The organism is Streptomyces aurantiacus JA 4570 (assembly GCF_000414115.1).
Taxonomy (GTDB): Bacteria; Actinomycetota; Actinomycetes; order Streptomycetales; family Streptomycetaceae; genus Streptomyces; species Streptomyces aurantiacus_A.
Genome location: NZ_AOPZ01000028.1, coordinates 54,062 through 80,309 on the forward strand (window position 1 = coordinate 54,062; position 26,248 = coordinate 80,309).

The window sequence follows — 26,248 nt, forward strand, 5'->3', positions numbered from 1 at the left end:
TACCCACCTATTACATGAGGCATAATTGCGAGCTGTTCGCAATTACTCTTGATCTTGTGTAGGGGTGTGGAGCATGAGGGCCGGATCGATACGTGGCACCGGTGCCGTCGCGGCGGCCGCCGCACTGGCGGTCGGCGGCCGCCGCACTGGCGGTCGCCGCCACGGCCTGCTCGGCGCCGGACGACGGCAAGGGCAGTGACGGCGCCAAGGACTCGGCGGTCGTCGGCATCGCGTACGAACCGGAGACCCTGAGCCCGCTCCTCGGCTACGGCAAGGACGGCAACTCCAAGATCTTCGACGGGCTGCTCACGCACGACGCGGACATGAAGCTCAAGCCCGCGCTCGCGGCGAAGCTGCCGAAGGTCGGCGACGACGGCAAGACGTACACGTACGAACTGCGCAAGGGCGTCAAGTTCAGCGACGGCAAGCCCTTCACGGCCAAGGACGTCGTCTTCACGTACGAGACCATCCTCGACAAGAAGACGAACAACGCCTCCAAGACCGAGCTGGACGCCCTCAAGAGCGTCGAGGCCAAGGGCGAGAACACCGTCGTCTTCCACCTCAAGTACCCCTACGCGCCGTTCGCCGAGCGCACCGTCCTGCCCATCGCGCCCGAGCACGTCGCGGGCAAGCAGGACGTGAACACCGGCGCCTTCACCACCAAGCCGATCGGCACCGGGCCCTACAAGCTCGAGAAGTGGTCCAAGGGCGAGAAGCTCGTCTTCAAGGCCAACCCCGGCTACTGGGGCGGCGCGCCGAAGATCAAGAACTTCACGATGGCGATCATCAAGGACGACGACATCCGCGCCACGCGGCTGCGCACCGGCGACCTCGACGGCGCCATCCTGCCGCCCAACCTCGCCAAGACCTTCGAGTCCGACGGCGACAAGAAGACGTACGCCGCCAAGACCTTCGACTACCGCGTCGTGACCCTGCCGACCGGCAACAAGGTCGCGGGCGACACCGACGTGCGGCGCGCGCTCGACATCGGAGTGGACCGCAAGGCCATGGTCGACTCCATCCTGGAGGGCGCGGGCAAGGAGGCATACGGCCCGGTCCCGACCGACAGCCCCTGGTTCACCAAGGGCACCGAGCGCAAGCAGGACGTCGAGGCGGCCAAGAAGATCCTCGACAAGGCCGGCTGGAAGCCCGGAAAGGGCGGCATCCGCGAGAAGGACGGCGTCCAGGCGAAGTTCCCGCTCTGGTACCTGACCGGCGACAAGCTCCGCCAGGACCACGCGCTCGCCTACGCCTCCGACGCCAAGAAGCTCGGCATCAAGGTCGAGGTGCAGTCCGGCACGTGGGAGGTCATCGAGCCGCGCATGCCCAAGGACGCGGTCCTCGCGGGCGGCGGCTCCCCGGCCGACCCCGACTTCGACCAGTACACGCTCCTGAAGTCCACCCTCGCCGGTGACGGCTTCAACAACATGGCGCACTACGACAACCCCAAGGTCGACAAGGCCCTGGAGGAGGCCCGCAAGAGCGGTGACCACGCGAAGCGCCAGGCCGCGTACGACACCATCCAGCGCGAGCTGGTGAAGAACCCGGGCTACACCTTCCTCACGCACATCGACCACCTGTACGTCGTCGGCAAGTCCTTCGGTGACCTCTCCACCCAGGTCGAGCCGCACGACCACGGCCTGGCCTCCGGCCCCTGGTGGAACGTCGAGGACTGGCAGCCGAACAAGTGACGTCCGCGCCCGAGAAGGCCGCCGTGGCGGCCGCCGCCGAGGCCGCCGGGCAGGGGAGGCGGCGGCTGCCCTGGGGCCCCATGGCCCGGCTCGTGGGACGGCGGGCGGTGTTCGCCGTCCCCGTCCTGCTCACCGTCACCTTCGGCGTCTTCGCCGTCGCCGCGGCCTCGCCCTTCGACCCCGTCAAGGCGTACGCGGGCACGGCGGGGCTCACCGCCTCGCAGGAGAACCTCGACCAGCTCCGCGCCAACCTCGGCGTCGACAAGCCGCTGGTCTCCCGCTGGTGGGACTGGCTGACCTCCGCGCTCCAGGGTGACCTGGGCGACTCCAGCACGCTGCGCCAGCCCGTCGCCGACGCCATCGGCGAGCGCATCGGCTGGTCGGTGCTGCTCGCCGCGACCGCGTTCGTCCTCGCGATCCTCGTCGGTTCGGCGCTCGGCGTGCTCGCCGCGCGCCGGCCCGGCGGCTGGCTCGACCGGGGCGTGACCTCGCTCGCCTACACCCTGGAGGCCGCGCCGCCGTTCTGGCTCGGCCTGCTCGCCGTGTGGCTGTTCGCCCTCAAGCTGGGCGCGCTGCCCGCGGGCGGGCTCACCGACACCTCCAGCACGGCGGTCACGGCCGCGCAGGTGACGAACCACCTCGTGCTGCCCGCCGCGGTCCTCGCCGTCTCCCAACTGCCCTGGTTCGTCCTGTACGTACGCCAGGGCGTCGGCGACGCGCTCGGTGACGATGCCGTCCGGGGCGCCCGCGCGCGGGGCCTCGCCGAGCGGACCGTGCTCCTCAAGCACGCCTTCCGCTCCGGCATGCTGCCGGTGCTCACGCTCGTCGGCTCCCGTGTGCCCGAACTGATCACCGGCGCGCTGCTCGTGGAGACCGTCTTCTCCTGGCCCGGTATCGCCGCCGCGACCGTGCAGGCCGCGACGAGCGTGGACTTCCCGCTGCTCGCCGCGCTCACCGCGCTCGCCACGGTGGCGGTGCTGCTCGGCAATCTCCTCGCGGACCTGCTGTACGGGCTCGCCGACCCGAGGGTGGGATTCGATGGCTGACGCACCCCCCACTTCTGTGGCCGACACCCCGGTCGTCTGGCGGTCCGCCGCCGGCCGGTCCGTCGTCGGCGCCCGCAAGCCGTCGCGCTCCACCCGCGCCTGGCGGGTGTGGAGTTCCGCCGCGATCGTCACGGCCGTCGTGCTCGCCGTGCTGATCGTGCCGCCGCTCGTCGACCTCGACGAGCAGGCCGTGCACCTCGCGGACAAGCTCCTGCCGCCGTCCCTGGAGCACCCGTTCGGCACCGACGACGTGGGTCGCGACCTGCTGCTGCGGTGCGTGTACGGGCTACGCGTGTCGTTGCTCGTGGGTGTGGTCGCCGCCGTCGTGGCCACCGTCATCGGCACCGCCGTGGGCGCCCTCGCCGCCGCGTCCGGCGGCTGGGTGGACCGCGTCGTGATGCGTCTCGTGGACGTGTTCTCGTCCGTGCCGCACCTGTTGCTCGGCATCTTCATCGTGGCGATGTTCCGGCCGGGCGTATGGCCCGTGGTGATCTCCGTGGCGCTGACGCACTGGCTGTCGACGGCCCGCATCGTGCGCGCCGAGGTCCTGTCCCTGCGCTCGCGCCCGTACATCGACGCCGCCATCTCCGGCGGCGCGTCCCGGTGGCGCGTGACGGTGCGGCACCTGCTGCCCGGGGTCCTGCCGCAGGCCGGGCTCGCCGCCGTCCTGATGGTCCCGCACGCCATCTGGCACGAGTCCGCGCTGTCCTTCCTCGGCCTCGGCCTGCCCACGCACCAGGCGAGCCTGGGCACCCTCGTACAGAGCGCCCGCAGCTCGCTGCTCGCCGGGGACTGGTGGCCGACGCTGTTCCCCGGCCTGTTCATCATCGTGCCGACGCTGGCCATCGCGGGCCTCGCGGGCGCCTGGCGCGACCGGATCAACCCGCGCCGCCGATCGGAGCTGATGCTGTGACTGGGCCGTCCACCGGGGCCGAGACCGAGACCGCCGCCCCCGTTCCGCCGACGATCAAGGCCGGGGCCGCGACCCCCGTTGAAGCCGCAGGCGAGACTGTCGCGTCCGCCGCGTCCGCCGCCCAGGCCGCCCCGCCCGTGCTCTCCGTGCGCGGGCTCTCCGTCCGCTTCCGTATGCGGGGCGGCGCCCACGTGGCCGCTGTCACCGGTGCCCGCTTCGACCTGGCCGCGGGCGAGTGCCTCGCGCTCGTCGGGGAGAGCGGATGTGGCAAGTCCGTGCTCGCCTCCGCGCTGCTCGGTCTGCTGCCCGAGAACGCCGAGACCGCCGGCTCCGCGTTCCTCGGGGACGGCACCGACCTGCTCACCGCCGACGAGCGCACCCTCGCGCGCACCGTGCGCGGACGGCGCGTCGGCCTCGTACCGCAGAGCCCCGCCGCGCATCTGACCCCCGTCCGCACCGTGCGGTCCCAACTGGAGGAGACCCTGCGGGAGTTGACGGGCGTACGCAGGCCGGAGCTGCGGAAGGCGGGCGAGGCCGCCGCCGAGCGGGCCGCGTTCCCGCTCGGGCACCTCGACCGCTACCCGCACGAGCTGTCCGGCGGGCTCGCCCAGCGCGCCGCCACCGCCCTCGCGCTCATCGGCGACGCCCCGCTGCTGCTCGCGGACGAGCCCACCACCGGCCTCGACCGCGATCTCGTCGACCGCACCGTCGACGAACTGCGGCGGCACGTCGGGGACGACCGCGCCCTGCTGATGATCACCCACGACCTGGCGGCGGCCGAGCGCATCGCGGATCGCGTCGCGGTCATGTACGCGAGCCGCATCGTCGAGATCGCCGACGCCGCCGACTTCTTCGGCGAGCCGGGGCCGCGCCATCCCTACGCGCGCGGACTGCTGAACGCCCTGCCGGAACGGGAGTTCACGCCCATCCCCGGCATGCCGCCCGAGCTGTCCGCGCTGCCCGGGGGGTGCGCGTTCGCCGCCCGCTGCGAGCTGGCCGACGAGGCGTGCCGGTCCGTGCCCGCGCTGCCGCTGTCCGGTGCCGCCTGCCACCATCCGGTCGCCGCCGCCCTGGAGGCACCCCGTGCTTGAACTGCGTTCCCTGACCGCCGGATACGACCGCCGCGACCCCGTCGTCCGCGACGTGAGCCTGACGGTCGCCCCGGGCGAGTCCGTCGGCCTGCTCGGCCCCAGCGGCTGCGGCAAGTCGACGCTCGCGCGCGTCGCGGCGCTGCTGCACCGGCCCGACCGGGGCCGGGTCGTCATCGACGGCGAGCCCGCGCACGGCTGGCGCCACCGCGCGCCCGCGCACGGCTGGCGCCACCGCGCGCCGCGCGCCCAGCGCACCGCGTTCGGCGTCGTCTTCCAGCAGCCCCGGCTGTCCGCCGACCCGCGCCTCACCCTCACTCAGCTCATCTCCGAGCCGCTGCGGGCCACCGGGCGGGCCGCCGAAGCCGCCGAGACCGTACGGGAGTTGGCGCGCACCGTGGGCCTCGGCGAGGACCTCCTCGGCCGCCGCCCGCACGAGGTCAGCGACGGCCAGCTCCAACGCGCCTGCCTGGCCCGCGCCCTGGTCCTGCGCCCGCGCTGGCTGATCTGCGACGAGATGACGGCGATGCTGGACGCGTCGACGACGGCGGCACTGGTGACCGCGGTGGAGAACTACCGCGCGGACAGCGGTGCCGGACTCCTCGCGGTCGGCCACGACAAGGTGCTCCTGGAGCGGTGGTGCGACCGGACGGTGCATTGGGGCGAACTGACGCGCGTTTAGAGCCTGTCGCTTAGAGCCTGTCTTTGAACCCCCGCCTGCGCCGCCCCCTGTCTTTGAACCCCCGCCTGCGCCGCCCCGGCGCCTGGCACGCGCGCACGCCGCACCTGGGCCCCAGCGCCTTGCGTGCCCCGCTCACACAGGCCGCTCAGCCGGTCCGCAGCGTCGCCGTGGCGATCTCCAGGAAGTCGCGCAGCAGCTTCTCCCGCCGGTCCGCGAGGACCGCCAGGCACCTCTGGACCTCCGGGGCGTCCGTGACCGGCAGGTGGGCGAGGTCGGGGCGGGAGTAGCACCGTACGACGCTCAGCGGGACGAGCGCGATGCCGTGCCCGGACGCGATGAGCTCGAACTTCTCCTCGAGTGAGGCCCTTCGCCGCTTCGGCACGTCGAGCATCCGCTCGCCGTCGAGGTCGGCGGAGGTGAGTTCCTGACGGGACGCCAGCGGGTGCGCCGCGGGCATGCAGGCGACTCTGGGCTCGTGGCCGATGGGGACGGTGCGCAACCCAGATTCGTCGAACGGCCGCCGCAGATAACCGACTTGGGCCCGGCCGTCCCGGAGTGGCGCGTCCTGCTCCCACCAGAGCGCCGGGACGACGTCGGTCTCGACGTCCGGGTGACGCGACGTGAACGCCCGGAGCGCGTCCGCCACATGCAGCCCGGGGGAGAAGGCGACGACGAGCCGCTGGATGCCCCGTTCGACGTCGTGCACGCGCCGCACCGCCGCGCTGACCGTCGCGAGGATCCCCTGGCCCTCCTCGTAGAGCTGCTTCCCGGCGGCGGTCAACTCCACGCGGCGGGTGGTCCGCACGAGCAGATCGCACTGCAACTCCTGCTCGAAGGCCCTGATCTGACGGCTGAGAACCGGCTGGGCGATGAACAACTGGGCCGCCGCCCGGCCGAAGTGCCGGTGCTCGGCCACCGCGACGAAGTAGCGGAGCTTGCGGAGGTCGAGATCCATGCCTGCAAGGTATCAATCGCCGGGAAGGGTATTGGACGGTTCGAGTGGACCACCCCGAGACTCACCACATGATCGTCATTACTGCTCCCACCGGCCAGATCGGCGGCCGGCTCCTGGACATCCTGCTCAACGAAGCCCCTACCCGCGGTGAACAGCTGCGCGTCATCGTGCGCGACCCCGCGAAGCTCCCCGACGCGGTCCGCGCCCGCGTCGACGTGGTCACCGGCTCGCACGGCGACGCGGACGTCGTCGACCGGGCCTTCGACGGCGCGGACGCCGTCTTCTGGCTGGCCCCGCCGGTCCCGCAGACAGCGCCGAACCTGGACGCCGTGTACAGCGGGTTCACCCGCGCCGCCGCGAAGGCGTTCACGGCCCACGGCGTCGGACACGTCGTCGGCGTCTCGGCACTCGGCCGCGGCACCCCCGTCGCCGACCGTGCCGGACTTGTGACGGCGTCGCTGGCCATGGACGACCTCATCGGCCGTACGGGCGTCGCCTACCGGGCGCTCGCGAACCCGACCTTCATGGACAACCTGCTGTGGCAGGCGGCGCCGATCCGCGACCACGGCGTGTTCACCGGCACCGTCATCGCCGACCGCAAGGCACCGGTGGCCGCGACCCGGGACATCGCCGCGGCCGCCGCGGGCCTGCTGCTCGACCGCTCGTGGACGGGGACGGGCGAGGTCCCGGTCCTCGGCCCCGAAGACCTGTCGGCGAACGACATGGCGCGCGTCATGTCCGACGTACTGGGCCGCCCGGTCCGCTACAAGCGGGAGTCGCTCGACGACTTCGGCGCCGCACTGTCCGGACGCGGCTTCGGGAAGGAAGCCGTGGAGGGCTTCGTCGACATGATGCGCGCCAAGGACGAGGGCCTCGACGACGGGGTGCGGCGCACCCCGGAGACCGCGAGCCCGACGACCTTCCGCCAGTGGTGCGAGGAGGTGCTCAAGCCGGCGGTCCAGGGATGAGAGCCAGGACTGCCCACCTACGGAAATCCCGGTGCCGGGCCAGGTTCTGAGGTCGGCGCAGCTCGGCCGTGGAGCGCCACATCGCCTGCACCGGCTCTGATCTCCGGACACGTGACGCGAGCCGTCTGCCCTCGGGACACCGGGCAGGCGGCTTCGTCGTGCGGGACGTCCGCGTGGGCCGCGCCGGGCGACGGCGTCAGCCCCGCTCCACCACCAGCACCTCCGTCCCCCCGTCCCGCAGCGCCCGCACCTCCTCACGCGCCACGCCGTCGTCGACGACCACCACGTCGAAATCCGTGAGCGGCGCCAGCGCGTACAGGCCGTCGCGGGTGAACTTCGTGTGGTCGGCGAGCAGCACGCGCCGCGTGGCCGCCGCCATCATCGCCCGCTTGACCTGCACCGTCTCCGGTGAGGTGTGATAGCAGCGGCCGCGGGTCACCGCCGTCGTCGACATGAAGAGCACATCCGCGCGGAACGCGGCGACGCTGTCGGCCGTGTGCAGGCCCATGAAGGCGTCGTACGCGGGGAAGTAGGCGCCGCCCAGGGCGATGAGGGAGACGCCGGGCTCCTTGGCGAGCGCGGTGATCGCGGGCAGCGAGTTCGTGAGGACCGTCAGCGGGGTGTGCGCGGCCAGTTCGCGGGTCAGATGCAGACACGTCGTGCTGTCGTCCAACAGGACCGTCTGGCCGGGCACGAGAAGCCGGGCGGCGGCGCGGGCGAGCTGCTGCTTCGTCTGCGCCATGGTCGTCATGCGCTCGGCGACGCTGCCGTGGAACTGCGCCGACGGCAGCGCGGTCGCGCCGCCGCGCACCTTGCGCAGCCACCCCTGCGACTGCAGGAAGTCCAGGTCGCGGTGGACGGTCATCAGGCTCACGCCGAACGCGTCGGCGAGATCGGCCGCGCGCACGAAGCCGCCCGCGACCACCAGGTCCCGGATGCGGCGCCGGCGCTGCTCGCGCGCCTCGACGCGGTCCGTCCCGCCGCCTTCGGCCTCGGCCATGGCTCCGCCTTCCCGGTCCCGTCGATGTGAAGTCCCCGAGTGATGATCTCACGTACTTCACACGGGGCGGGAGCGCGGACCCCGGCTCGACCCGCGGCGGCCCAGAGGTGCGGCGGGTCATCTCACGCGGCCCGCCGCACACCCCGCGTGAGGATTCGCGAAGTGTTTGACGAGGCTTTTCGGCCAGCTGTTTGCTCACTCCAGCGCGCAGCAGGTCCCCTTCCCCTCCGTCCTCCGTCCCCCCGGGGAGCTTCGATGACGAACACCCCCGTGCCGCCCACCCCGGTCGGCACCGCCCCATCGCGTTCGCTCTTCACACGCGCCGGCATCCCGCAGCCCCTCTCCTGGGGCTACCTCGGACTCCTCGTCTTCATGACCGGGGTCGGCATCGAGGCCGGTTTCCTCTCGCCGTACCTGGAAGACCTCGGCATCCCGTCGTCGCAGGTCGCGATGGTCTTCACCGTGTACGGCATCACGGGCGCCGTCGCCGGCTGGCTGTCCGCCGCGCTGTCCGACCTGTGGGGGCCGCGCAAGGTCATGTGGCTCGGCCTCGCCGCCTTCGTCGTCACGCACGTGTTCTTCCTCGCGGTCGCCGTGCCCAGCGCGTCGTACCCGCTGCTGCTCCTCGGCTACGGCCTGCGCGGCCTCGCCTATCCGCTGTTCGCGTACGCATTCCTGGTGTGGATCGCCGCCGTCGCGCCGCCGAAGCAGATGGGCAGCGCCATGGGCTGGTTCTGGTCGGCGTTCTCGGCGGGCCTGCCGACGCTCGGCTCGCTCACCGCCAGCCTGCTCATCCCGTGGGTGGGGGAGCGCGGCACCCTGTGGGCCGCCCTCGGCGTGGTCGTCGGCGGCGGGCTGCTCGCGCTGCTCCTGGTCCGCGAACCCACCGGCTCCACGCGGCTCGCCCCGGCGGGGGAGCGCCCGCTGGCCGGGCTCGTCGGGGGCCTCACCATCCTCGTCCGGGAGCCGCGCGTCGGCGCCGGAGCCGTGGTGCGGATGCTCAACACCGCCTCGCAGTTCGGCTTTCTGGTGATGCTTCCGGCGTGGTTCCGGCACGAGGTCGGGCTGTCCAACGCCCAGTGGCTCAGACTGCTCGCCATCATGTTCGCCACGAACATCTTCACGAACCTGCTGTTCGGGGTCGTCGGAGACAGGGTGGGCTGGCGTGCGACGGTCGCGTGGTGCGGCGGCGTCGGCTGCACGGTCTCGACGCTGCTCCTGTATTACGTCCCGGCGGCGGCCGGCGCGCAGTACGCGCTGTGCGTCCTGGTCGCCGTGCTCTACGGCGCCACCCTGTCCGGGTACGTGCCGCTGTCCGCCCTCATGACCGCCATCGCGCCCGCCCACAAGGGCCAGGCCATGGCCGCCCTGAACCTGGGGGCCGGCGCCTCCACCTTCGTCGGGCCGCTCGTCGTCAGCCTCTTCCGGGGCCCGCTCGGCGTGGCCGGCGTCGTCTGGATCTTCGCCGGGTTCCATGCGGTGAGCGCGGGCCTCACCCTCGTACTGAGGACCACGGCCACGGGCGGCGACCCCGTACCGGACACCCCCGCCCAGGCCGTCGCCACTCCCGCCACGAAGGGACTCTGACCCCATGTCGGTACTCGCCATCGACGTCGGCACCACCATGATCAAGTCGGTCGTCTTCGACGACCAGGGCGGCGAACTCGCGGTGTCGCGGCTCGCGACGGAAGTGGAGCGCCGCCACCCCGGCTGGGCCGAGCAGGACATGGACACCGTGTGGAACGCGGTCGTCTACACCGTCCGCACCGCCCTGTCCGCCCTCGCCGAACGTCCCGGAGGCGCCGACCCCGTCTGGCTGGTGACGTTCACCGCGCAGGGCGACGGCGCCTGGCTGGTCGACGCGGCGGGGCGGCCCACCGGCCCCGCGATCCTGTGGTCCGACGGGCGCGCCGGTGACATCCTCACGCGCTGGGAGCGCGAGGGCGTCCTGGAGGCGGCGTTCCGCCGCAACGGCTCGCTGACGTGCAGCGGCATGCCGAACGCCGTGTTCAGCTGGCTCGCCGCCCACGACCCGGAGCGGCTGGACCGCTCCAGCGCCTCGCTGACCGCCGCGGGCTGGCTGTTCCACCAGCTCACCGGCGTGACGGCGATCGACGAGTCGGACGCGTCGGCACCGTTCCTCGACCACGCCACCGGCGACTACGACCCGGGCATCGTGGAGCTGTTCGGGCTCGAAGCGCACGCGCGGCTGCTGCCCAAGGTCCTCGGCGAGAACGAGCGGATCGCCGAGATCACCGGCGACGCGGCGGCCCAACTCGGCGTGGAACCGGGCCTTCCGGTGGTGATGGCGCCGTACGACATCGCCTCCACCGCCCGTGGCGTGGGCGTCGTCAACCCTGGCCAGGCGTGCGGCATCCTCGGCACCACGCTCTGCACGGAGATCGTCCGCAAGGACGTCGACGCGACGGGCGAACCGTCCGGCATCAACATCGCCTACCGGGGCCGCGAACGCGTCCTGCGCGCCTTCCCGACCCTGAACGGCGTCGAGGTGCTCACCTGGGCCGCGCGCACCCTCCAGCTCGACGGGCCGCCCGAGCTGGGCGAGCTGGCGTTCTCCGCGCCGCCCGGCGCGAACGGCCTGATGTTCCTGCCGTATCTGTCACCGGCCGGTGAGCGCGCGCCGTTCCTCGACCCGCGCGCCCGCGGCGCCTTCTGGGGCCTGTCCCTAGACCACACCCCGGCCGACCTGGCCCGCGCCGTCTTCGACGGACTCTCCCTCGTCGTCCGCGACTCGCTCGCCGCGTCCCGTACGACGGTGACGGAACTCAGACTGTGCGGCGGCGGCGCCAACAACGACGACTGGTGCCGCCTCATCGCGGACGCCACCGGCGTGCCCACGGCCCGCTCCGCCGACACCGAACTCGGCGCCAAGGGCGCCTTCCTCACCGGCCTCGTGCTCACCGGCGCCGAGTCCAGCATGCACAGCGCCGCCGCCAAGTACGTCCGGATGACCACCAGTTGGGAGCCGGACCCGGAGCGCGCGCAGTACTACGCCGCGCTGTACGAGGAGTTCCTGCGGTGGCGGACGCTCGCGCGGGACGCGGGGTGGAGGGCGACGGCTCCCCGAGTCGGTACGGCAAGCACCCCGGCACGATCAGGAGTTCCCCGTGTCTGACACCCACCACCTCCCGCCCGAAGCCGTCTGGCTCGGCCTCGACCTCGGCACCCAGAGCGCCCGCTGCGTCGCCGTCGACTCCGCGGGCACCGTCCTGGCCGCCGCGTCCCGGCCGCTGACCAGCCACCGCGACGGCAACCGGCACGAGCAGGACCCCGAGCAGTGGTGGACCGCGCTCACCGCTGCCTGCCGTGAGGCGACGGCCGCGCTCGACGACCCGTCCCGCGTCCGCGGCCTCGCCCTGGACGCCACCTCCGGCACCATCCTGCTCGCCGACGCCACCGGCACCCCGCTCACGCCGGGCCTGATGTACGACGACGGGCGCGCCGCCGACCAGGCCGCACGCGTCAACACGGCGGGCGCGGGCGTCTGGAGCGAGCTCGGCTACCGCTCCATGCAGCCGTCCTGGGCGCTGCCCAAACTGCTGTGGCTCCTGGAGTGCACGGAGGCGGCGGCGCGCCCGGACGCGCGCCTGCTGCACCAGCCCGACCTGGTCACCTGGCGCCTGGCCGGACACCAGGTCCCGAGCGACGCCAGCCACGCCCTGAAGACCGGCTACCACCTCGTCGAGGAGCGCTGGCCCATCAAGGAGCTGTCCCAACTAGATGTCCCTATAAGGCTGTTGCCCGCGGTGGTCCGCCCCGGAACCGTCCTCGGAACCGTGTGCGCCGAGGCCGCCGCCGTCACCGGCATCCCCGCAGGAACCGCGATCGTCGCCGGGATGACGGACAGCTGCGCCGCGCAGATCGGTGCGGGCGCGCTCGCGCCCGGCGCGTGGAACTCGGTCCTCGGCACGACGCTCGTCTTCAAGGGCGTGAGCCCGCACCTCGTGCGCGACCCGGGTGGCGTCGTCTACTGCCACCGCGGCCCCGACGGCACCTGGTTGCCGGGCGGCGCGTCCAGCAGCGGGGCGGGCGTGCTCGCGCGGGAGTTCCCGGGGGCGGACCTCGCGCGGCTCACGGCGGACGGCGCCGCCCTGGACGGTGACGCCGTCGCGTACCCGCTGGTGTCGAGCGGCGGTGAACGCTTCCCGTTCCGGGCTCCGGACGCCGAGCCGTTCGTCCTCGGCGAGCCGCGCGGCGAGGCCGGGCGCTTCCACGCGTACCTGCTGGGCGTGGCCTGCGTGGAGCGGCTGTGCTTCGACTATCTGGACCACATCGGCGCGCCCGTCGACGGGCCGCTGACCTTCACCGGGGGCGGTGCGCGCAACCCCTACTGGAGCCGGTTGCGGGCCGACGTCCTCGGCCGTCCGGTGCGGCTGCCCGAACAGGCCGAGGGTGCGGTCGGGATGGCGGTGCTCGCCGCGACGTCGAGCGGGGCTTCCGTGCGGGACGCGGCGGACGCGATGGTGCGCGGCCCCGCCGAGATCCGCCCGGATCCGGCGCGCACGGCCCGCTGGACGCCCGTCTACCTCCGGTTCGTCGACGCGCTCGCCGACCGCGGCTGGCTCGCGCCGGAAATCGCCGCGCACGCCCGCACCAGAGCGCACAACGATCAGCAATGAGGGCCGAGCAGTGACCCACATGAAGACAGAGCAGTGACCCACCTGAGGACTGAGCAGTGACCCACGTGATTCTCGTACGCCACGGCGAGACCGTCTGGCACGACGGCAACCGCTACGCCGGCCGCACCGACGTGGCGCTGACCCCGCGCGGCCGCCTGCAGGCCGCCGAACTCGCCGCCTGGGCGGCCGGGCAGCACATCGACGCGGTGTTCAGCTCACCGCTGTCGCGGGCGCGCCTGACGGCGGCGCCCGCGGGGGAGGCGCTCGGGCTGACGCCGCGCGTCGACGAGCGCCTCAGCGAGGTCGACTTCGGCCGCGGTGAGGGCCTCACCCGGGAGGAGATGCGCGACCGTTTCCCCGGCGAGCTGGACGCCTTCCTCGACGACCCCGTCGCGCACCACCTGCCCGAGGGCGAGGACCCGCGCGAGGCCGCCGCGCGCGCGAGCGCCTGCCTCGCGGACATCGCGGCCGGCTTCCCCGACGGCCGCGTGCTCGTCGTCGCCCACTCGACGCTGCTGCGCCTGACGCTCTGCGACCAGCTCGGCATTCCGCTCAGCGAATACCGCCGGGTGTTCCCGCACATGGACAACGGCACCCTCACCGAACTGCGCCTGCGCGACGGGCAGTCGTCGTTGCTGCGCTTCAACGCGCCCGCGCACCGCACGCACTGAGCCCGGGGCTCCGGGCACCGATCCCCTCCGTCACGCACACAGATCTCCGTCACGTACACAGATCTCCGTCACGCACACAGAAAGAAGCCCCACATGAGCACCACCGGCACCACCACGGTCCTGGCCGCCGGGGACCACTTCGTCCTGCCGCGCCTGCTCGGCGAGGAAGTCCGCAGGGCCACCGGCGGCGCCGTGGACGTCCGCGAGCTCACCCTGCCCTGGCCGCACACGCCCTTCGGTCCCGTCGGAGAGGTCATCGAGGCGTCCGGCACCGAGGACGAGCTGATCGACGCGCTGCGGGGCGTCGAGGTGTGCGTGACCCAGATGGCGCCGCTGACCGAACGCGTCTTCGCGGCCTGCCCCGACCTCAAGCTCGTGTGCGTCAGCCGGGGCGGCCCCGTCAACGCCAACCTGGAGGCGGCGACCCGGCACGGCGTCGCCGTCTGCTACGCGCCGGGCCGCAACGCCGTCGCCACCGCCGAGCACACCCTCACGCTGCTGCTCGCCGCGGCGCGCGGCGTCGGCGACACGCACACCGACCTGCGCAAGGGCGTCTGGCGCGGTGACTACTACGACTACGACAACTGCGGTATCGAGATCGAGGGCGCGACCGTCGGCCTGATCGGATACGGCGCGATCGGCAGCCGGGTCGCGCGGATCCTGGTGGCGATGGGCGCCGAGGTCCTCGTCCACGACCCGTACGTGTCCGCGGACGTGCTCGCCGGGATCGGCGAACAGGTCGCGCTGGACGAGCTGTTGTCCCGCTCGCGCATCGTCTCGCTGCACGCCCGCGTGACCGACGAGACCAAGGGCATGATCGGCGCCGAGCAGCTCGCGCGGATGCCGCGCGGCTCGGTCCTGGTGAACTGCGCCCGCGGCGCGCTCCTCGACTACGACGCGGTGTGCGACGCCCTGGACAGCGGGCAGTTGTCCGGCGCGGGCTTCGACGTCTACCCCCACGAACCGGTCCCGGCGGACTCCCGCCTCCTGACCACTCCCGGCATCGTCATGACACCGCACATCGCGGGCGCCAGCCAGGAAGTCGCCCACAAGGCGGCCCGCATCGTCGCGGCGGAAGTCGGCCGCCACCTGCGGGGCGAGCCGCTGGCGCACTGTGCGAACCCCACAGCGTAAAGCGTGATCGACGGCGTGTGGTGTCTCGCCGGCGAGACACCACACGCCGTCGGCAACTTGGGGACAGGGGCATGACAGGCGACGTACGGTCGAGCCGCCAATTGGCGTGATGGAGGTGGAAGTTCCACTTCCGATGTGACTGGAGGTGATCGCTGTGAGCGAGGCACTGAAGAACATCGAGATCGAGGATGTCTACGAGCCGCCGCTGCTCGTCGAGGCGGGGGAGTACGCCGAGGCGACGCAGGGCAGCATCGGCAGGTTCCCCGAGGTCTCGTTCAACTGGTGGCCTTTCTAAGTTGCCCGTCGGGTGCGGGCCCCCGATCCGTTGTGGTCGGGGGCCCGCACCTCACCCCATCACCCGCCCTGCTTGGAGAAGTTGATGGACGTCACGTCGGCCCCCTGGTTCGTTGTCCTTCCTGACCAGGATCTGTCCCCGGACCTCCTCGATCGGCTGCGGAACCTGTCAGGACCGGACGCGCTCCAGGTCGTCCGGCACCCCTCGGGCCGGCCCTGGCTGGCCGGGCGGTGGTCGGACGACAGGATGACCGTCTGCGTCCTGGGTGAGGTACGGCTGGCCGTGGCCGGGATCTGTTCCCTGAACGCCGCCGAACTCGCCGCGCGTGCCGGGAGGATTCGCGCCACCGCGGACATCGAGGCGGCGCTGTCGGGCGCCCACGGCTCTTTCCACGTGTCGGCGTCCGTGGCAGGCAGGTCCTATGTCCGCGGAAGCTTCACGGGGAAGCGGCGGGTGTACCGGGCCCAGGTCGACGGCGTCACGGTGTGCGCCGATCGGGCCCATGTCCTGGCCCGGCTGACCGGTGCCGAGGTCGACACGGCGCAGCTGGCGCTGAGGCTCGCGGGAGTCACTGTCCCGCATCCGCTCGCTGACAGCGCGTCGTGGCGCGGAGTGGGTGCCGTACCGCCCGCGGAGGCCGTGGAGCTGGAGCCGGGGGGCGGTGCGCGCACCCTGCGGTGGTGGCAGGCGCCCGCGGCCGAGCTGCCGCTGCGGGAGGCGGCGGCCGGGCTGAGGGAGGCGCTGCGGCGGGCGGTCGCGCTGCGCGTCGGGCCGGGGGACGTGGTGGCCGCGGACCTGTCCGGTGGCATGGACTCGACCTCGCTGTGTTTCCTGGCGGCCGAGGCGGGGGCCCGGCTCGTGACCGCGACCCTGCACTGGAGCGCGCCCACCAACGAGGACCGCGTCTACGCCACCCTGGCCGCCCAACGCCTGCCCCACGTCGAGCGTCTGGTGTTCGCGCCCGGAGATGTGCCTGCCTGCTTCGCCGGGCTCGACGAGCGCCTGGACCCGGGTGACGGGCCGTCGCTGGTGAGGCGCGACCGGCTGATACAGCGGCACTTGGCTGAGGAGATGCGTTCGCGCGGAACCCGGCTGCGGCTGTCGGGACACGGCGGAGATCATGTCGTCCAGCCGCCCGCGGCCTATGTGCACGGGCTGCTGCGCCGCTCCCCGGCGGCCGGTCTGCGGCATGCGGCCGGGCTCCGCGCGCGCTCTCGCCAGCCACTCGGTGCGACCGCGAAGGCGTTGCTCGACCGCCGCTCGTACGCCTCCTGGCTCGCCCATGCCGCGGGGCGGCTGCGCGAGCCCGCTCCGCTGATGGACTTCGGCTGGGGCGTGCGCCCGCAGCTTCCGCCCTGGGCGAGCGACCGAGCGGTGGAGTCGTGCCGCGAGCAACTGCGTGCGGCGGCCCGGGACGCCGTACCGCTGCATCGCGAGCGCGGCCGGCACGCCTGGATCGCCGGCGTGCAGCAGGCGGGTCTGGGCGACGTGCACTTCAGCCACGACGCGGCGCTCGCGGGGCTGCCCCAGCACACACCGTTCTGTGACGACGCCGTGGTCGAGGCGGCGCTCGCCGCCCGCCCGCACGAGGCCGCGAGCCCCTGGTCGTACAAGCCGCTGCTCGCCGCCGCCATGGACGGCCTGGTGCCCGAGCCCATCCTGCGCCGGACGACCAAGGACCACTGCATGCCGGAATGGCAGGAGGGCGTGCGGCTCCAACGGCGCACCCTCGCCGCCTGGGCCGACGACTCCCGCCTGGTGGCGGCGGGCGTGGCCGACGAGGCGGAGCTGCGCCGGGCGCTGCTCTCGCCCGGACTGTTGTCCGGGGCCGTGAGCGAACTGGAGACCACGCTGGTCGCGGAGGGGTGGCTGCGCGACGTGGAACATCAGGAAACCCTGAGCCGATCAAGGGACCTGAACGACTCCGGGGATCTGGACCACTCAAGGGAGATGAACGATGCACCGACTGCGCGCTGATGTGAGCGCCTGCGCCACGGACGACGGCATGGTCCTGCTCGACGAACGCGACGGGCGCTACTGGCAGTTGAACGGCACCGGCGCCCTCGTCGTCCAGGCGCTGCTGGACGGCGCCACGCCCGAGCAGATCGCCGAACGGCTCGCGGCCACCCGCCCGGTGGCCCCGGACCGGGCGATCGCCGACGTCACGGCGATGATCGGACACCTCACCCGGGAAAGGCTGGTCTCCGACTCGTGAGCCAGATACTGGACACCGGTGGCAGCCGCCCGACGCTCGGCTCCTGGATCGCCGTCCGCACCGCCGTCGCCGCCGCCCGTCTCCTCGCCCGCCAGCCACCGCGCCGTATCCGGGCCGTCCTGGGCCGGGTGCGGCGCGGGGCCCGGCCCGCAACGTACGAGGAGGCCCTGCGGGCGCGGCATGAGGTGACGACCGTCAGCACCCTGTGCGCGGGCCGCTACTGCCTCCCACGCTCCCTGGCCACCGCCCTGCTGTGCCGCATGCGGGGAAGCTGGCCCACCTGGTGCAGCGGGGTGCGCACCTCGCCCTTCGGGGCGCACGCCTGGGTGGAGGCCGAGGACAGGCCCGTGGGCGAGCCGGACGACACCCCCACCTACCGAGCGATGATCAAGGTACCGGCACGGGAGGGGCCCTGACCCCGGGCCCAGTGCATCCAGGCTTTCCTGAATTCAGGATTCTATGTACTGTCACGGCGTGCTGACTCTCGCCCGTGACATCGAGGTGCTGGCCCGGTTCGGCCGTGCGCTCGCCGACCCGATCCGCTGCCGCGTCCTGCTCGCCCTGCGCGACGCTCCTGCCTACCCTGCCGATCTCGCCGACGCGCTTGACGTCTCCCGCACCCGGTTGTCGAACCACCTGGCGTGCCTGCGCGACTGCGGCCTGGTCGTCACGGTGCCCGACGGCCGGCGCACGCGCTACGAGCTGGCCGACGAACGCCTCGGCCACGCGCTGGACGACCTGCGCGCCGCCGTGGTCGCCGTCGAGGCGGACAAAACCTGCCCGGACGCGGAGACGACGGGCTGCTGCTGATGACCGCGATATCCCTCGGGCCCACCCCGGCCCGCCGCGACGCGCTCGCCAAGCGCATACGGCTGCTGGTCGCCGCGACCATCACCTACAACGTCATCGAGGCCGTCGTCGCCATCACCGCGGGTACGATGGCTTCCTCCACCGCGCTGATCGGCTTCGGCCTCGACTCGGTCATCGAGGTCTCCTCCGCCGCGGCGGTCGCCTGGCAGTTCTCCGCCCACGACCACGCCGTCCGGGATGCCCGGGAGAAGACGACACTGCGGATCATCGCCGTCTCCTTCTTCGCGCTCGCCGCGTACGTCGGTGTTGACGCCGTCCGCGCGCTGACCGGCACCGGCGAGGCCGACCGCTCGATCCCCGGCATCGTCATCGCCGCCCTCTCGTTGGCGATCATGCCGTTCCTGTCCGCAGCCCAGCGCAGGGCCGGGCGTGAACTCGGTTCCGTCAGCGCGGTCGCGGACTCCAAGCAGACGCTGCTGTGCACCTATCTCTCCGCCGTGCTCCTGGCCGGCCTGGTCCTCAACGCGCTGCTGGGCTGGTCGTGGGCCGATCCGATCGCCGCTCTGGTGATCGCCGTGATCGCGGTGAAGGAGGGCCGTGATGCCTGGCAGGGCAAGGGCTGCTGCGCGGTCCCTGCCGCCGCGGCGGTGCCGTCAGCAGGCGCCGGGACCGACGCGTGCGGCTGCCGCCCCGGATGCGACTGCTGCAACTGACCGTGCCGACGGCGCGATGCAGGGCCCTATGAATGACCGGTCCGAACCCACGAAGAAGGTGAGACGGGAGACCACGGACGGATCACTCCGTTCTTCGTCAAGGGGCCGGACCACAGTGACCTGCTCCACCAGATACTCCGGGAACTCGGTGAGCTGCGGCAGCAAGTGACTGACCAGCAGCACGCCATCGACCAAGCCCGGCAGGACACCACCGCCGCCGTCACCACCGGTCTCACCGAAATCCGGGCCGTCGTCCGAGACGGACTCAACCGCGGCACCGACACCCTCCGGGACCCACTCGCGACGATCAGCACCGAGCTCGTCGCCATCCGCGCCGCCATCAACAACGTCCAGCGCGATCGGCCCGCCGCGGAGCGGCCACCCGCACCCAGTGCTCCACCACCCGAGCCCGCCGCCCACACCCGCCCTGACGACCGTGGCGAGCACGCCGGCCTCGGGACCACTCGGCACACCCCACGCGTCGACCCCGGCACCGCAGCCATCGCCGAGCACCTCGACGACGACGCGTCGTGACACGGCAGTGCCCCCGGCGTGGCAGGTGGCCGATCAGGCGCGGTCGTGGAGGGTGACCTGGTAGCCGTCGGGGTCGGCGAAGGTGAATGTGCGGCCGAAGGGGCCGTCGATCGGTGCGGAGACGATGGTGTGGCCGTCGGCGACGAGAGCGTCGTGAATGGCCTGGACGTCGGTGGCGTGGAGCCAGATCGCGGCACCGATGCCGGGCTGGGCGACGGATGCGAGATCGGTGCCGGGAACGACGTCGCGGAGCGCGAACGCGATCGGCTTCGTCTCGAAGACGACGGCGTGCGGAGGCCCGGCCTGCGAGCGGACGAGGCCGAGGTACTGCTCATAGAACGCCTGCGAAGCGTCGAGGTCGCGCACTTGGAGCGAGATGAAGTCGGGGCCGGTTGCGGGCATGACGGTGCTCCTTCTCTTCGTGTCAGCTTTCTGACACAGGTCAACGTATGTCAGAATGCTGACATGAATCAAGACGGTGTCGACCTGGAGACGTCACTGGGCTACCTGCTGAAAGAGGCGTCGAGCGTCCTCCGCTCGGCCATGGAGGAGGTGCTGCGGCCGCTCGGGATGAGCGTCACGCACTACTCCTGCCTCGAACTGCTGGCGCAACGGCCGGGCTTGTCGAACTCCGAGCTCGCGCGGGGCGCGTTCGTGACACGGCAGTCGATGAACGTGCTGCTCCAGACCCTGGAACGAGAGGGCTACGTGACCAGGCCCGCGGAGGCACCCGTCGGGAAGGCTCTTCCCGCGCGGCTCACGCCCCGCGGCCGACGGAGCCTCGAGAAGGCGACCGTAGCGGTCCGGTCCGTCGAGGTCAGAATGCTGGCCGGTATGACCGAGGCCGAGCAGGCAGGCGCGTTCCGGATCCTGCAGAGCATGATCCGTTCCCTGCGCGACGGCAACGACGGTCCATAGCTCGTTCCCCGGACGTGCACGGGCGGGCCATGCTCTGCCGCTAGCGTGAGCAACTGACCTGTTGGGTACGGGCCTTGCGGCTGCGTGTCCGCAGGTTCTCCACTGCCCTGAAGCTCCGGAGCCTCGAACTCGCTGGGGCTCCGGCCGCCGCTGCCCCCGTCCCCCTCGGCACGGATCGTCCCCCTTGACCCTCCTGGGAGGTACCCCATGGCCCCGTTCACCCGTCGCAGAGCCCTGAGCACCCTCGGCGCCGCCTTCGCGACCGCCGTCGCCGCACCCGGCCTCGCGCACGCCACCGACCAGGCCCTGGCCGGGCAGCCGCTGAGCGCCGGCCGGCCACAGGGCGCGGCCCGCCACCCGCGCCCCCGCCCCCTCGCCCAGGCCCACGCGCACAACGACTACGAACACCCCCGGCCCCTCCTCGACGCCCTCGACCACCGCTTCACCAGCGTCGAGGCCGACATCTTCCTCGTCGGCGGGAAGCTCCTGGTCGCCCACGACCCGGAGGACCTCGACCCGAACCGCACCCTCGAATCGCTCTACCTCGACCCGCTCGCGGCCCGCGTCCGCGCGAACCACGGCTCGGTGTACCGGCGTTGGCAGGGCCAGTTCCAGCTCCTGATCGACCTCAAGACCGAGGGCGCGTCGACGTACCGCGAGCTGGACCTGCGTCTGCGCCGCTACCGGCACCTGTTCACGACGTACGCCCACGGCAAGGTCCGCCGCTCCGCCGTGACCGCCGTGGTCTCCGGCGACCGCGCGGCCCGCGCGCCGATGGAGGCCCAGCGGGTCCGCCGCGCCTTCTACGACGGCCGCCTCGCCGACCTCGGCACCGCGGCCCCCGCCTCCTTCATCCCGCTCATCAGCGACAACTGGTCGCTGAACTTCACCTGGCGGGGCCTCGGCCCGATCCCGCCCGCCGAGCGCGAGAAGCTGCGCGGCATCGTCTCCGCCGCCCACAAGCGCGGGCAGCGCGTCCGCTTCTGGGCCACGCCCGACCTGCCCGGACCGGAGCGGGACGCGGTGTGGGGCGAGCTGCTCGCCGCCGGTGTCGACCACCTCAACACCGACGACCTCGCGGGGCTCCAGGCGTTCCTCGACGCCCGCGGCAGGTAACGGCCCCAGCGTCCGCTTCCCCCCGGGTTCCCCCGGGAACCACTCGTCCGGCGGACACACTTCGCACTCGGACAAACCCTCCGCTACGCCACACTTGCCGCCGAAAGCCGTGAGTCCGGCGTGGCGGAGGAGGTCCGTGATGGCCGTTTCGATTTCCGTGGGGCTGCTGCTCCTGATCGTGGCAGTGGTCCTTCTGCGCAATGGCGGCATGAAGGTGTCGCACGCCGTCGTGTGCGGTCTGCTGGGCTTCTATCTCGCGAGCACGAGCGTGGCGCCGACCATTCACAACGGCATGACGGCGACGGCGGACATCGTCAGCGGCATCCGCCCCTGAGGCGCGAGTCAGAGGCATCCGCCCCTGAGAAGCCACGACTTCCGTGATCGTTTCGGCCTCGTGAACAACTCCCGTACGTACATGGACACTTCACGGAGTCCGCCCTAGCTTCGGCCCATGCCACGCCTTACCCGAAGTAACCGCGCCCGCGCCCTCGGCCTGTGCCTGGCCCTGACGGCCGCCGTCCTGCCGGTCCTCGGCGCCCCGGCGCACGCGGACGAGATACCCAAGGCCCCCGGCCACCGGCTCGTCGAGCAGTACGCGGGCGCCCCCGCACCCGCCCGCCCGGTCCCCGGCGACCCGCCGCCCCAGCACCCCCACCTCGCCGCCAACGGCCGCAGCGGCATGCACGCGGACGCGGCGGGCAGCGGAACGTACCCCTGGAACGGCCCGCTCGGCCACAAGCCGCAGGTGACCAGCGAGAAGATGGCCGCGCTCGGCGGCGAGTGCGCGACCGTCACCTTCGACCGGGACGGCCGGGTCGTCACCGTCTGCGGCACGTTCACCGGCTTCCTGGTGAAACTGCTCGACCCCAAGACGCTGCGCACGCTGGCGGAGTACAAGCTTCCGCAGCGCCCCTCCACCGTCGAGGCCATCACGCGGCTCGACTTCTCGAAGATCTTCAAGGACACGTCGGGCGGCGCCTACTCCTACCTGGACGACAAGGACCGGCTCGTGCTCGCCGACTCGCGCCAGCACATCGTGCGGCTCGCCCACGAGCGGGCGGCCGACGGCACCTGGCGGTTCGTCGTCGAGGACGACTGGGACCTGACCGCGCACGTCCCGCACGACTGCGTGTCGTGGACGAACCTCTACCCGAGCGGGGAATGCGACCCGGTCACCTCCGTCATGCCCGACTGGGACGGGCGGATCTGGTGGGTGACCCGGCAGGGCCGCGTCGGCACCGTCGACCCGGACACGGGGGACATCCGCTCCGTGCGGCTAGCCGGTGAGGAGATCCAGAACTCGTTCTCCGTCGCCGAGGACGGCGTGTCGATCGTCTCCGACCACGCGCTGTACAGCTTCGAGGCCACCGCCGACGGCACCCCCAAGATCCTCTGGCGGCAGACCTACGACCGCGGCACCGGCACCAAACCCGGCTCCGTGAACCAGGGTTCGGGCACCACCCCCGACCTGTTCGGCGCCGAGGAGAACTACGTCGCCATCACCGACAACGCCGACGACCGCATGAACGTCCTCGTCTACCGCCGCGACCCCGGCGTACCCGAAAGCCGCCGCCTGGTCTGCAAGGTCCCCGTGTTCGGCTCCGGCGCGTCCACCACCGACAACTCCCTGATCAGCCACGGCGACAGCCTCGTCGTCGAGAACAACTACGGCTACGAGAACATCACCTCGCTCACCTTCGGCCGCAGCGTCGTCGGCGGCGTCAGCCGGATCGACGTACGCGCGGACGGCAGCGGCTGCGACACGGTGTGGGAGAGCCCCGTGCGCTCCCCGTCGACCGTCCCCAAGCTGTCCACGGCCAACGGGCTGCTGTACTTTTACACGAAGGAACCCAACCGCCTCGGCATCGACGCCTGGTACCTGACCGCTGTCGACTTCCGCACCGGCGAGCCCCGCTGGAAGCGGCTCACCGGCACGGGCGTCGCGTACGACAACAACTGGGCGCCCGTGACGCTCGGCCCGGACGGCACGGCGTACGTCGGGGTCTTCAACGGCCTGGTGGCCGTGCGGGACGAGTGACCCTGGTGAGGGCTACGTACGCGAGAACACCGCGATGCCGTTGGGAACCGGGCGTTCCGCGCCGCCGCTCGGATGGTTGCGCACCGACACCGCGGACGCGCCCGGATCCCGCGCGGCCAGCGTGCTGGAGCCGCCGCCGTCCAGGCTGAAGCCGTCGTCGGCGCCGAGCGCGCGCAGCGCGGCGGCGACCTCGGCGATGGTCAGGCCGGTGCGGTACTCGGGGGCGCCGTCCAGGGCGAGGAGGAACAGGCGCCGGCCGTCGGCGGAGATGCCCGCGGCCGTGCGCACCGCGGCGACCTTGTCGTCGAGGCCGGGCAGCGGCGCGCCGTCGCGGAGCAGCGGATAGCCGCCGAGCGCGAACTGGTACGGCACGCCGGACGTGGCGGCGACGAGGCGGTGCCGGATCCGCACCGGATCGCCCGTCGACAGCTTGCGCAGCGCCTGCGCGCCCGCCTCGCGGCCGACGAGGACCGTGGTGCCCTCCTCGATGGGGCCGCGGCCCGGCGTGTCGGCCCGGTCGACGACCTCGCCTTGACGCACCGTCACCTCGTAGGTGTCGGTGCTGCACGGCGCGCCGCGGTCGGTGTCCGTGCCGCAGGTGGCGCGCACCCGCGAGGTGCTGCCCCAGACGCTGGTGAACGCGCCGATCGATCCTTCGGCGAGCGCGTACTGGTTGAGGCCGCGCAGCGGCAGCCGGCCCTCGCGGGTGCGCACCTGGCCGTCCAGAGTCATGCGGTCGAGGCGGGCCCTGCGGTCGAAGCCCACGCCCAGGACGTCCTCGGTGGTGGTGCCGGGCGGCAGCGCGGGGCCGAAGCGCTGGCCGTTGGGGACGGCGGCCTTGAGGTCGCGCCCTGCCGCGACGGCCGGGCCGACGGGCGCACCGGTCGCCTCGACGCCGGGGTGCTGGGTCTCCGTGATGTTGAAGAAGTCGCCGTTGACGCCCCCGACCGCCCCGGCGTCGTCGGCCATGCCGGACACGGTCTGCCGGGCGCCGACCGCGCCGGGGTGGAGCAGGCCGAGGCGGACGCGCGGGTCGCGTAGGTTCACGTCCAGGACGTGCGCGTGGGCGGTGCCGTTCGCGGCCGGGACGTCGAAGTCCCGGTACGTCACGCCGGGGGCGATCCGGGTGCCCGGGCCGGGGGCGCCCGACGTGCCGCTGGCCGGTGCCGCACCCGTGAGGGCGGCACCGGCCAGCGTGGTCAGTACGGTCAGGACGGCCAGCGCGCCTCTTCGGCCCGCGCTCCGTCGGCTCCCGGCTCTGAGCCGTCTGCCAGACCGTCCATCGCGCTGGGTACGTCGCGTCACAGGTCCCCCTCGGGTCGGCGCGGGTATGTCCAACTGTCCCAATGCCGCGAGGAGTTGACCAGACGGCGGTGGCTAGGTCCCGACGAGCCGGGAACGGATGAGGAAACGCACCCCTTCGGGCGCCTCCAGGGAGAAGCCGCTGCCGCGACCCTCCACCACATCGACGATGAGCCGGGTGTGACTCCACACCGCGTACTGGCTCTTGGACATCCAGAACCGTACTGGCTCCGCCACCCCGTCCACGGCGAGCGACGCGAGCAGCACGTCGGAGTCACCCGTGCGGAACTCCCCGTCGGGGTAGCACATCGGCGCGCTGCCGTCGCAGCAGCCGCCGGACTGATGGAACATCAGCGGACCGTGGACCTGCCGCAGCCGCCGCAGCAGCTCGGCGGCGGCGGGTGTCAGTTCCACTGCCGGGGTCTCAGCCATGAGTCGTCGCACTCCTCCGGACGGCGGTCACCGGACCGTGGTGGCCCAGCCGACCCAGTCAACGCCACGGGACGTTGCGAGGAGGTTGCGAGCGCCGGCGGCCGGCTCGGACGCAGTGCCCCGCTCTCGCCGGGCGGTCGAGTCGGCCGATGGGCTCGTGCATCAGCCGATGGGCTCGCGCATCTCCTCGCGCACCTTCACCGTCGTCCGCGCCACCTGCTCCAGGTCGACGTCCTCGGGGTCCTGCGTCGCGGTCTCGGCGGTGACCACGCCCACGGCCGCGCCGGTGTTCTCGTCGGCCCAGGCGCACAGCGGGACGTTGCTCGTGGTGCCGCCCTGACTGGACGTCAGTACCTGGCACCGCAGGGTGAGGTCCGATCCCTTGGGGGTGATGTCCCGCGCGGGGACGGCGACGGTGGCGCCCTCGCCCTCGGCGGCACCGTCCATCAGATCGGCGCGCGCCTTGGCGGGACTCTTGAAGCGCCCGTACATGCCGGACACGACCAGCGCGCTCGACGCGTCCTTGCCCCGCCCCGCGTACTGGGCGACGACCGCCTTCGGGTCACGGACATTGGCCCGGCTCTTGTTCTCCTCGACGACTTCCTTACCGGTGGTGTCGGAGATGTCCTGGGTCAGCTTGTACGTCCCGTCGACCAGCGTGTCCGGAACGGTCATCCGATACTTTGCCTCAGGGAACCCGCTGTCCGAGCCGGCGCCGAGCACGGCGAGCCCGGCGACCACGAGGACGCCGGCGCCCACGACGGCGCCGACGATGCCGAGGACCTTGCCGGTGCTGCGCCGGGGCGGGGGCGGGGCCCCGTAGGCGGCATCCCAGGGCGCCGGGCCGCCCGGGCCTGCGGGGTAGGGCGGCTGCTGCCCGTACGGGGCTCCGTGCTGGGGGAACTGCGGCTGGGCGTACGGCGGTTGCGGAGGCTGCTGCCCGTAGGCGGGCGAGGCGGGACCGAACCCGCCCGGGGGCGACGGCGGCGGCGTGGACATGCCGACACGCTACGTCACGGTTGCGACGGTCCGACAACCGGCCCGGCATCCGACGCCACCCTTGCGGAGGGAGGGGATCGACTTCGAT

The 26,248-nt window shown here is 72.6% G+C and carries 28 protein-coding genes; 22 read left to right on the forward strand and 6 right to left on the reverse strand.

Annotated elements, in window-relative coordinates:
* Positions 1-92 precede the first annotated feature (92 nt).
* The 5 genes from STRAU_RS04100 (at position 93) to STRAU_RS04120 (ending at position 5,420) form a co-directional block, all read left to right on the forward strand.
* The gene (locus tag STRAU_RS04100; RefSeq protein ID WP_016638973.1) at positions 93-1,691 is read left to right on the forward strand and encodes an ABC transporter substrate-binding protein; all 1,599 of its coding nucleotides are present in this window, start codon (positions 93-95) and stop codon (positions 1,689-1,691) included.
* Between the two features lie 80 nt (positions 1,692-1,771).
* Complete coding sequence (locus STRAU_RS04105; protein WP_052028946.1) at positions 1,772-2,737, forward strand: ABC transporter permease; 966 nt, start codon at positions 1,772-1,774, stop codon at positions 2,735-2,737.
* The gene (locus STRAU_RS04110) at positions 2,730-3,650 is read left to right on the forward strand and encodes an ABC transporter permease (protein WP_037657423.1); all 921 of its coding nucleotides are present in this window, start codon (positions 2,730-2,732) and stop codon (positions 3,648-3,650) included. The genes STRAU_RS04105 and STRAU_RS04110 overlap by 8 nt, the downstream gene beginning before the upstream one ends.
* Positions 3,651-3,703: 53 nt before the next feature.
* Positions 3,704-4,741, forward strand: coding sequence for an ABC transporter ATP-binding protein (locus STRAU_RS04115; protein ID WP_397892054.1), 1,038 nt, complete (start codon positions 3,704-3,706; stop codon positions 4,739-4,741).
* The gene (locus STRAU_RS04120) at positions 4,734-5,420 is read left to right on the forward strand and encodes an ABC transporter ATP-binding protein (RefSeq protein ID WP_016638977.1); all 687 of its coding nucleotides are present in this window, start codon (positions 4,734-4,736) and stop codon (positions 5,418-5,420) included. The genes STRAU_RS04115 and STRAU_RS04120 overlap by 8 nt, the downstream gene beginning before the upstream one ends.
* Before the next feature lie 145 nt (positions 5,421-5,565).
* On the opposite strand, the gene STRAU_RS04125 is transcribed toward STRAU_RS04120, so the two are convergent.
* Positions 5,566-6,375, reverse strand: a complete 810-nt coding sequence (locus STRAU_RS04125) for a LysR family transcriptional regulator (RefSeq protein WP_016638978.1) — start codon at positions 6,373-6,375, stop codon at positions 5,566-5,568.
* Between the two features lie 68 nt (positions 6,376-6,443).
* Between STRAU_RS04125 and STRAU_RS04130 the strand changes: the two genes are divergently transcribed.
* Positions 6,444-7,343 carry an NAD(P)H-binding protein gene (locus tag STRAU_RS04130; RefSeq protein ID WP_037657459.1) on the forward strand — a complete coding sequence of 300 codons (900 nt, stop codon included), beginning with the start codon at positions 6,444-6,446 and terminating at the stop codon, positions 7,341-7,343.
* Between the two features lie 196 nt (positions 7,344-7,539).
* On the opposite strand, the gene STRAU_RS04135 is transcribed toward STRAU_RS04130, so the two are convergent.
* Positions 7,540-8,343 carry a DeoR/GlpR family DNA-binding transcription regulator gene (locus STRAU_RS04135; RefSeq protein WP_016638980.1) on the reverse strand — a complete coding sequence of 268 codons (804 nt, stop codon included), beginning with the start codon at positions 8,341-8,343 and terminating at the stop codon, positions 7,540-7,542.
* Positions 8,344-8,598: 255 nt separating this feature from the next.
* Between STRAU_RS04135 and STRAU_RS04140 the strand changes: the two genes are divergently transcribed.
* The 12 genes from STRAU_RS04140 (at position 8,599) to STRAU_RS04190 (ending at position 19,355) form a co-directional block, all read left to right on the forward strand.
* A complete protein-coding gene (locus tag STRAU_RS04140; RefSeq protein ID WP_016638981.1) occupies positions 8,599-9,930 on the forward strand; it encodes an MFS transporter in 1,332 nt (443 codons plus the stop codon).
* A gap of 4 nt (positions 9,931-9,934) precedes the next feature.
* A complete protein-coding gene (locus STRAU_RS04145) occupies positions 9,935-11,479 on the forward strand; it encodes an FGGY-family carbohydrate kinase (protein WP_016638982.1) in 1,545 nt (514 codons plus the stop codon).
* Positions 11,472-12,983 carry an FGGY-family carbohydrate kinase gene (locus STRAU_RS04150; protein ID WP_016638983.1) on the forward strand — a complete coding sequence of 504 codons (1,512 nt, stop codon included), beginning with the start codon at positions 11,472-11,474 and terminating at the stop codon, positions 12,981-12,983. Before STRAU_RS04145 ends, STRAU_RS04150 begins: the two co-directional genes overlap by 8 nt.
* Positions 12,984-13,039: 56 nt before the next feature.
* Positions 13,040-13,654, forward strand: coding sequence for a histidine phosphatase family protein (locus tag STRAU_RS04155; RefSeq protein WP_016638984.1), 615 nt, complete (start codon positions 13,040-13,042; stop codon positions 13,652-13,654).
* 93 nt (positions 13,655-13,747) lie between these two features.
* Positions 13,748-14,788, forward strand: coding sequence for a 2-hydroxyacid dehydrogenase (locus STRAU_RS04160; RefSeq protein ID WP_016638985.1), 1,041 nt, complete (start codon positions 13,748-13,750; stop codon positions 14,786-14,788).
* Between the two features lie 154 nt (positions 14,789-14,942).
* Positions 14,943-15,083: a lasso RiPP family leader peptide-containing protein gene (locus tag STRAU_RS41270; protein WP_158692012.1), complete on the forward strand. Its 141-nt coding sequence runs from the start codon at positions 14,943-14,945 to the stop codon at positions 15,081-15,083.
* 84 nt (positions 15,084-15,167) lie between these two features.
* Complete coding sequence (locus tag STRAU_RS04165) at positions 15,168-17,060, forward strand: asparagine synthase-related protein (protein WP_052028944.1); 1,893 nt, start codon at positions 15,168-15,170, stop codon at positions 17,058-17,060.
* Positions 17,041-17,298, forward strand: a complete 258-nt coding sequence (locus tag STRAU_RS04170) for a lasso peptide biosynthesis PqqD family chaperone (RefSeq protein ID WP_037657425.1) — start codon at positions 17,041-17,043, stop codon at positions 17,296-17,298. Before STRAU_RS04165 ends, STRAU_RS04170 begins: the two co-directional genes overlap by 20 nt.
* Positions 17,295-17,714 (forward strand): lasso peptide biosynthesis B2 protein, encoded by a 420-nt coding sequence (locus tag STRAU_RS04175; protein ID WP_016638989.1) that lies wholly within the window; start codon positions 17,295-17,297, stop codon positions 17,712-17,714. The genes STRAU_RS04170 and STRAU_RS04175 overlap by 4 nt, the downstream gene beginning before the upstream one ends.
* A gap of 58 nt (positions 17,715-17,772) precedes the next feature.
* A complete protein-coding gene (locus STRAU_RS04180) occupies positions 17,773-18,108 on the forward strand; it encodes an ArsR/SmtB family transcription factor (RefSeq protein ID WP_037657467.1) in 336 nt (111 codons plus the stop codon).
* Positions 18,108-18,821 (forward strand): cation efflux transmembrane domain-containing protein, encoded by a 714-nt coding sequence (locus tag STRAU_RS04185; protein WP_016638991.1) that lies wholly within the window; start codon positions 18,108-18,110, stop codon positions 18,819-18,821. The genes STRAU_RS04180 and STRAU_RS04185 overlap by 1 nt, the downstream gene beginning before the upstream one ends.
* Before the next feature lie 165 nt (positions 18,822-18,986).
* Entirely contained in the window at positions 18,987-19,355 is a 369-nt protein-coding gene (locus STRAU_RS04190; RefSeq protein WP_016638992.1) for a hypothetical protein, read from the forward strand.
* 33 nt (positions 19,356-19,388) lie between these two features.
* Here STRAU_RS04190 and STRAU_RS04195 read toward each other — a convergent pair whose 3' ends face one another.
* A complete protein-coding gene (locus STRAU_RS04195) occupies positions 19,389-19,757 on the reverse strand; it encodes a VOC family protein (RefSeq protein WP_016638993.1) in 369 nt (122 codons plus the stop codon).
* Positions 19,758-19,820: 63 nt separating this feature from the next.
* On the opposite strand from STRAU_RS04195, the gene STRAU_RS04200 reads away from it, so the two are divergent.
* From STRAU_RS04200 to STRAU_RS04215, 4 genes are all read left to right on the forward strand, one after another.
* Complete coding sequence (locus tag STRAU_RS04200; protein WP_016638994.1) at positions 19,821-20,273, forward strand: MarR family winged helix-turn-helix transcriptional regulator; 453 nt, start codon at positions 19,821-19,823, stop codon at positions 20,271-20,273.
* Between the two features lie 207 nt (positions 20,274-20,480).
* Positions 20,481-21,389, forward strand: a complete 909-nt coding sequence (locus STRAU_RS04205) for a phosphatidylinositol-specific phospholipase C/glycerophosphodiester phosphodiesterase family protein (protein WP_016638995.1) — start codon at positions 20,481-20,483, stop codon at positions 21,387-21,389.
* A gap of 139 nt (positions 21,390-21,528) precedes the next feature.
* Positions 21,529-21,723, forward strand: a complete 195-nt coding sequence (locus tag STRAU_RS04210; RefSeq protein ID WP_037657427.1) for a hypothetical protein — start codon at positions 21,529-21,531, stop codon at positions 21,721-21,723.
* 117 nt (positions 21,724-21,840) lie between these two features.
* Positions 21,841-23,427 carry a hypothetical protein gene (locus STRAU_RS04215; protein ID WP_016638997.1) on the forward strand — a complete coding sequence of 529 codons (1,587 nt, stop codon included), beginning with the start codon at positions 21,841-21,843 and terminating at the stop codon, positions 23,425-23,427.
* Positions 23,428-23,439: 12 nt separating this feature from the next.
* Here STRAU_RS04215 and STRAU_RS04220 read toward each other — a convergent pair whose 3' ends face one another.
* From STRAU_RS04220 to STRAU_RS04230, 3 genes are all read right to left on the reverse strand, one after another.
* The gene (locus tag STRAU_RS04220) at positions 23,440-24,648 is read right to left on the reverse strand and encodes a phosphodiester glycosidase family protein (RefSeq protein WP_052028948.1); all 1,209 of its coding nucleotides are present in this window, start codon (positions 24,646-24,648) and stop codon (positions 23,440-23,442) included.
* Positions 24,649-24,804: 156 nt separating this feature from the next.
* Positions 24,805-25,161, reverse strand: a complete 357-nt coding sequence (locus STRAU_RS04225; protein ID WP_037657429.1) for a DUF779 domain-containing protein — start codon at positions 25,159-25,161, stop codon at positions 24,805-24,807.
* A 162-nt stretch (positions 25,162-25,323) separates the two neighbouring features.
* Positions 25,324-26,160, reverse strand: a complete 837-nt coding sequence (locus tag STRAU_RS04230; RefSeq protein WP_016639000.1) for a hypothetical protein — start codon at positions 26,158-26,160, stop codon at positions 25,324-25,326.
* Positions 26,161-26,248: the final 88 nt, after the last annotated feature.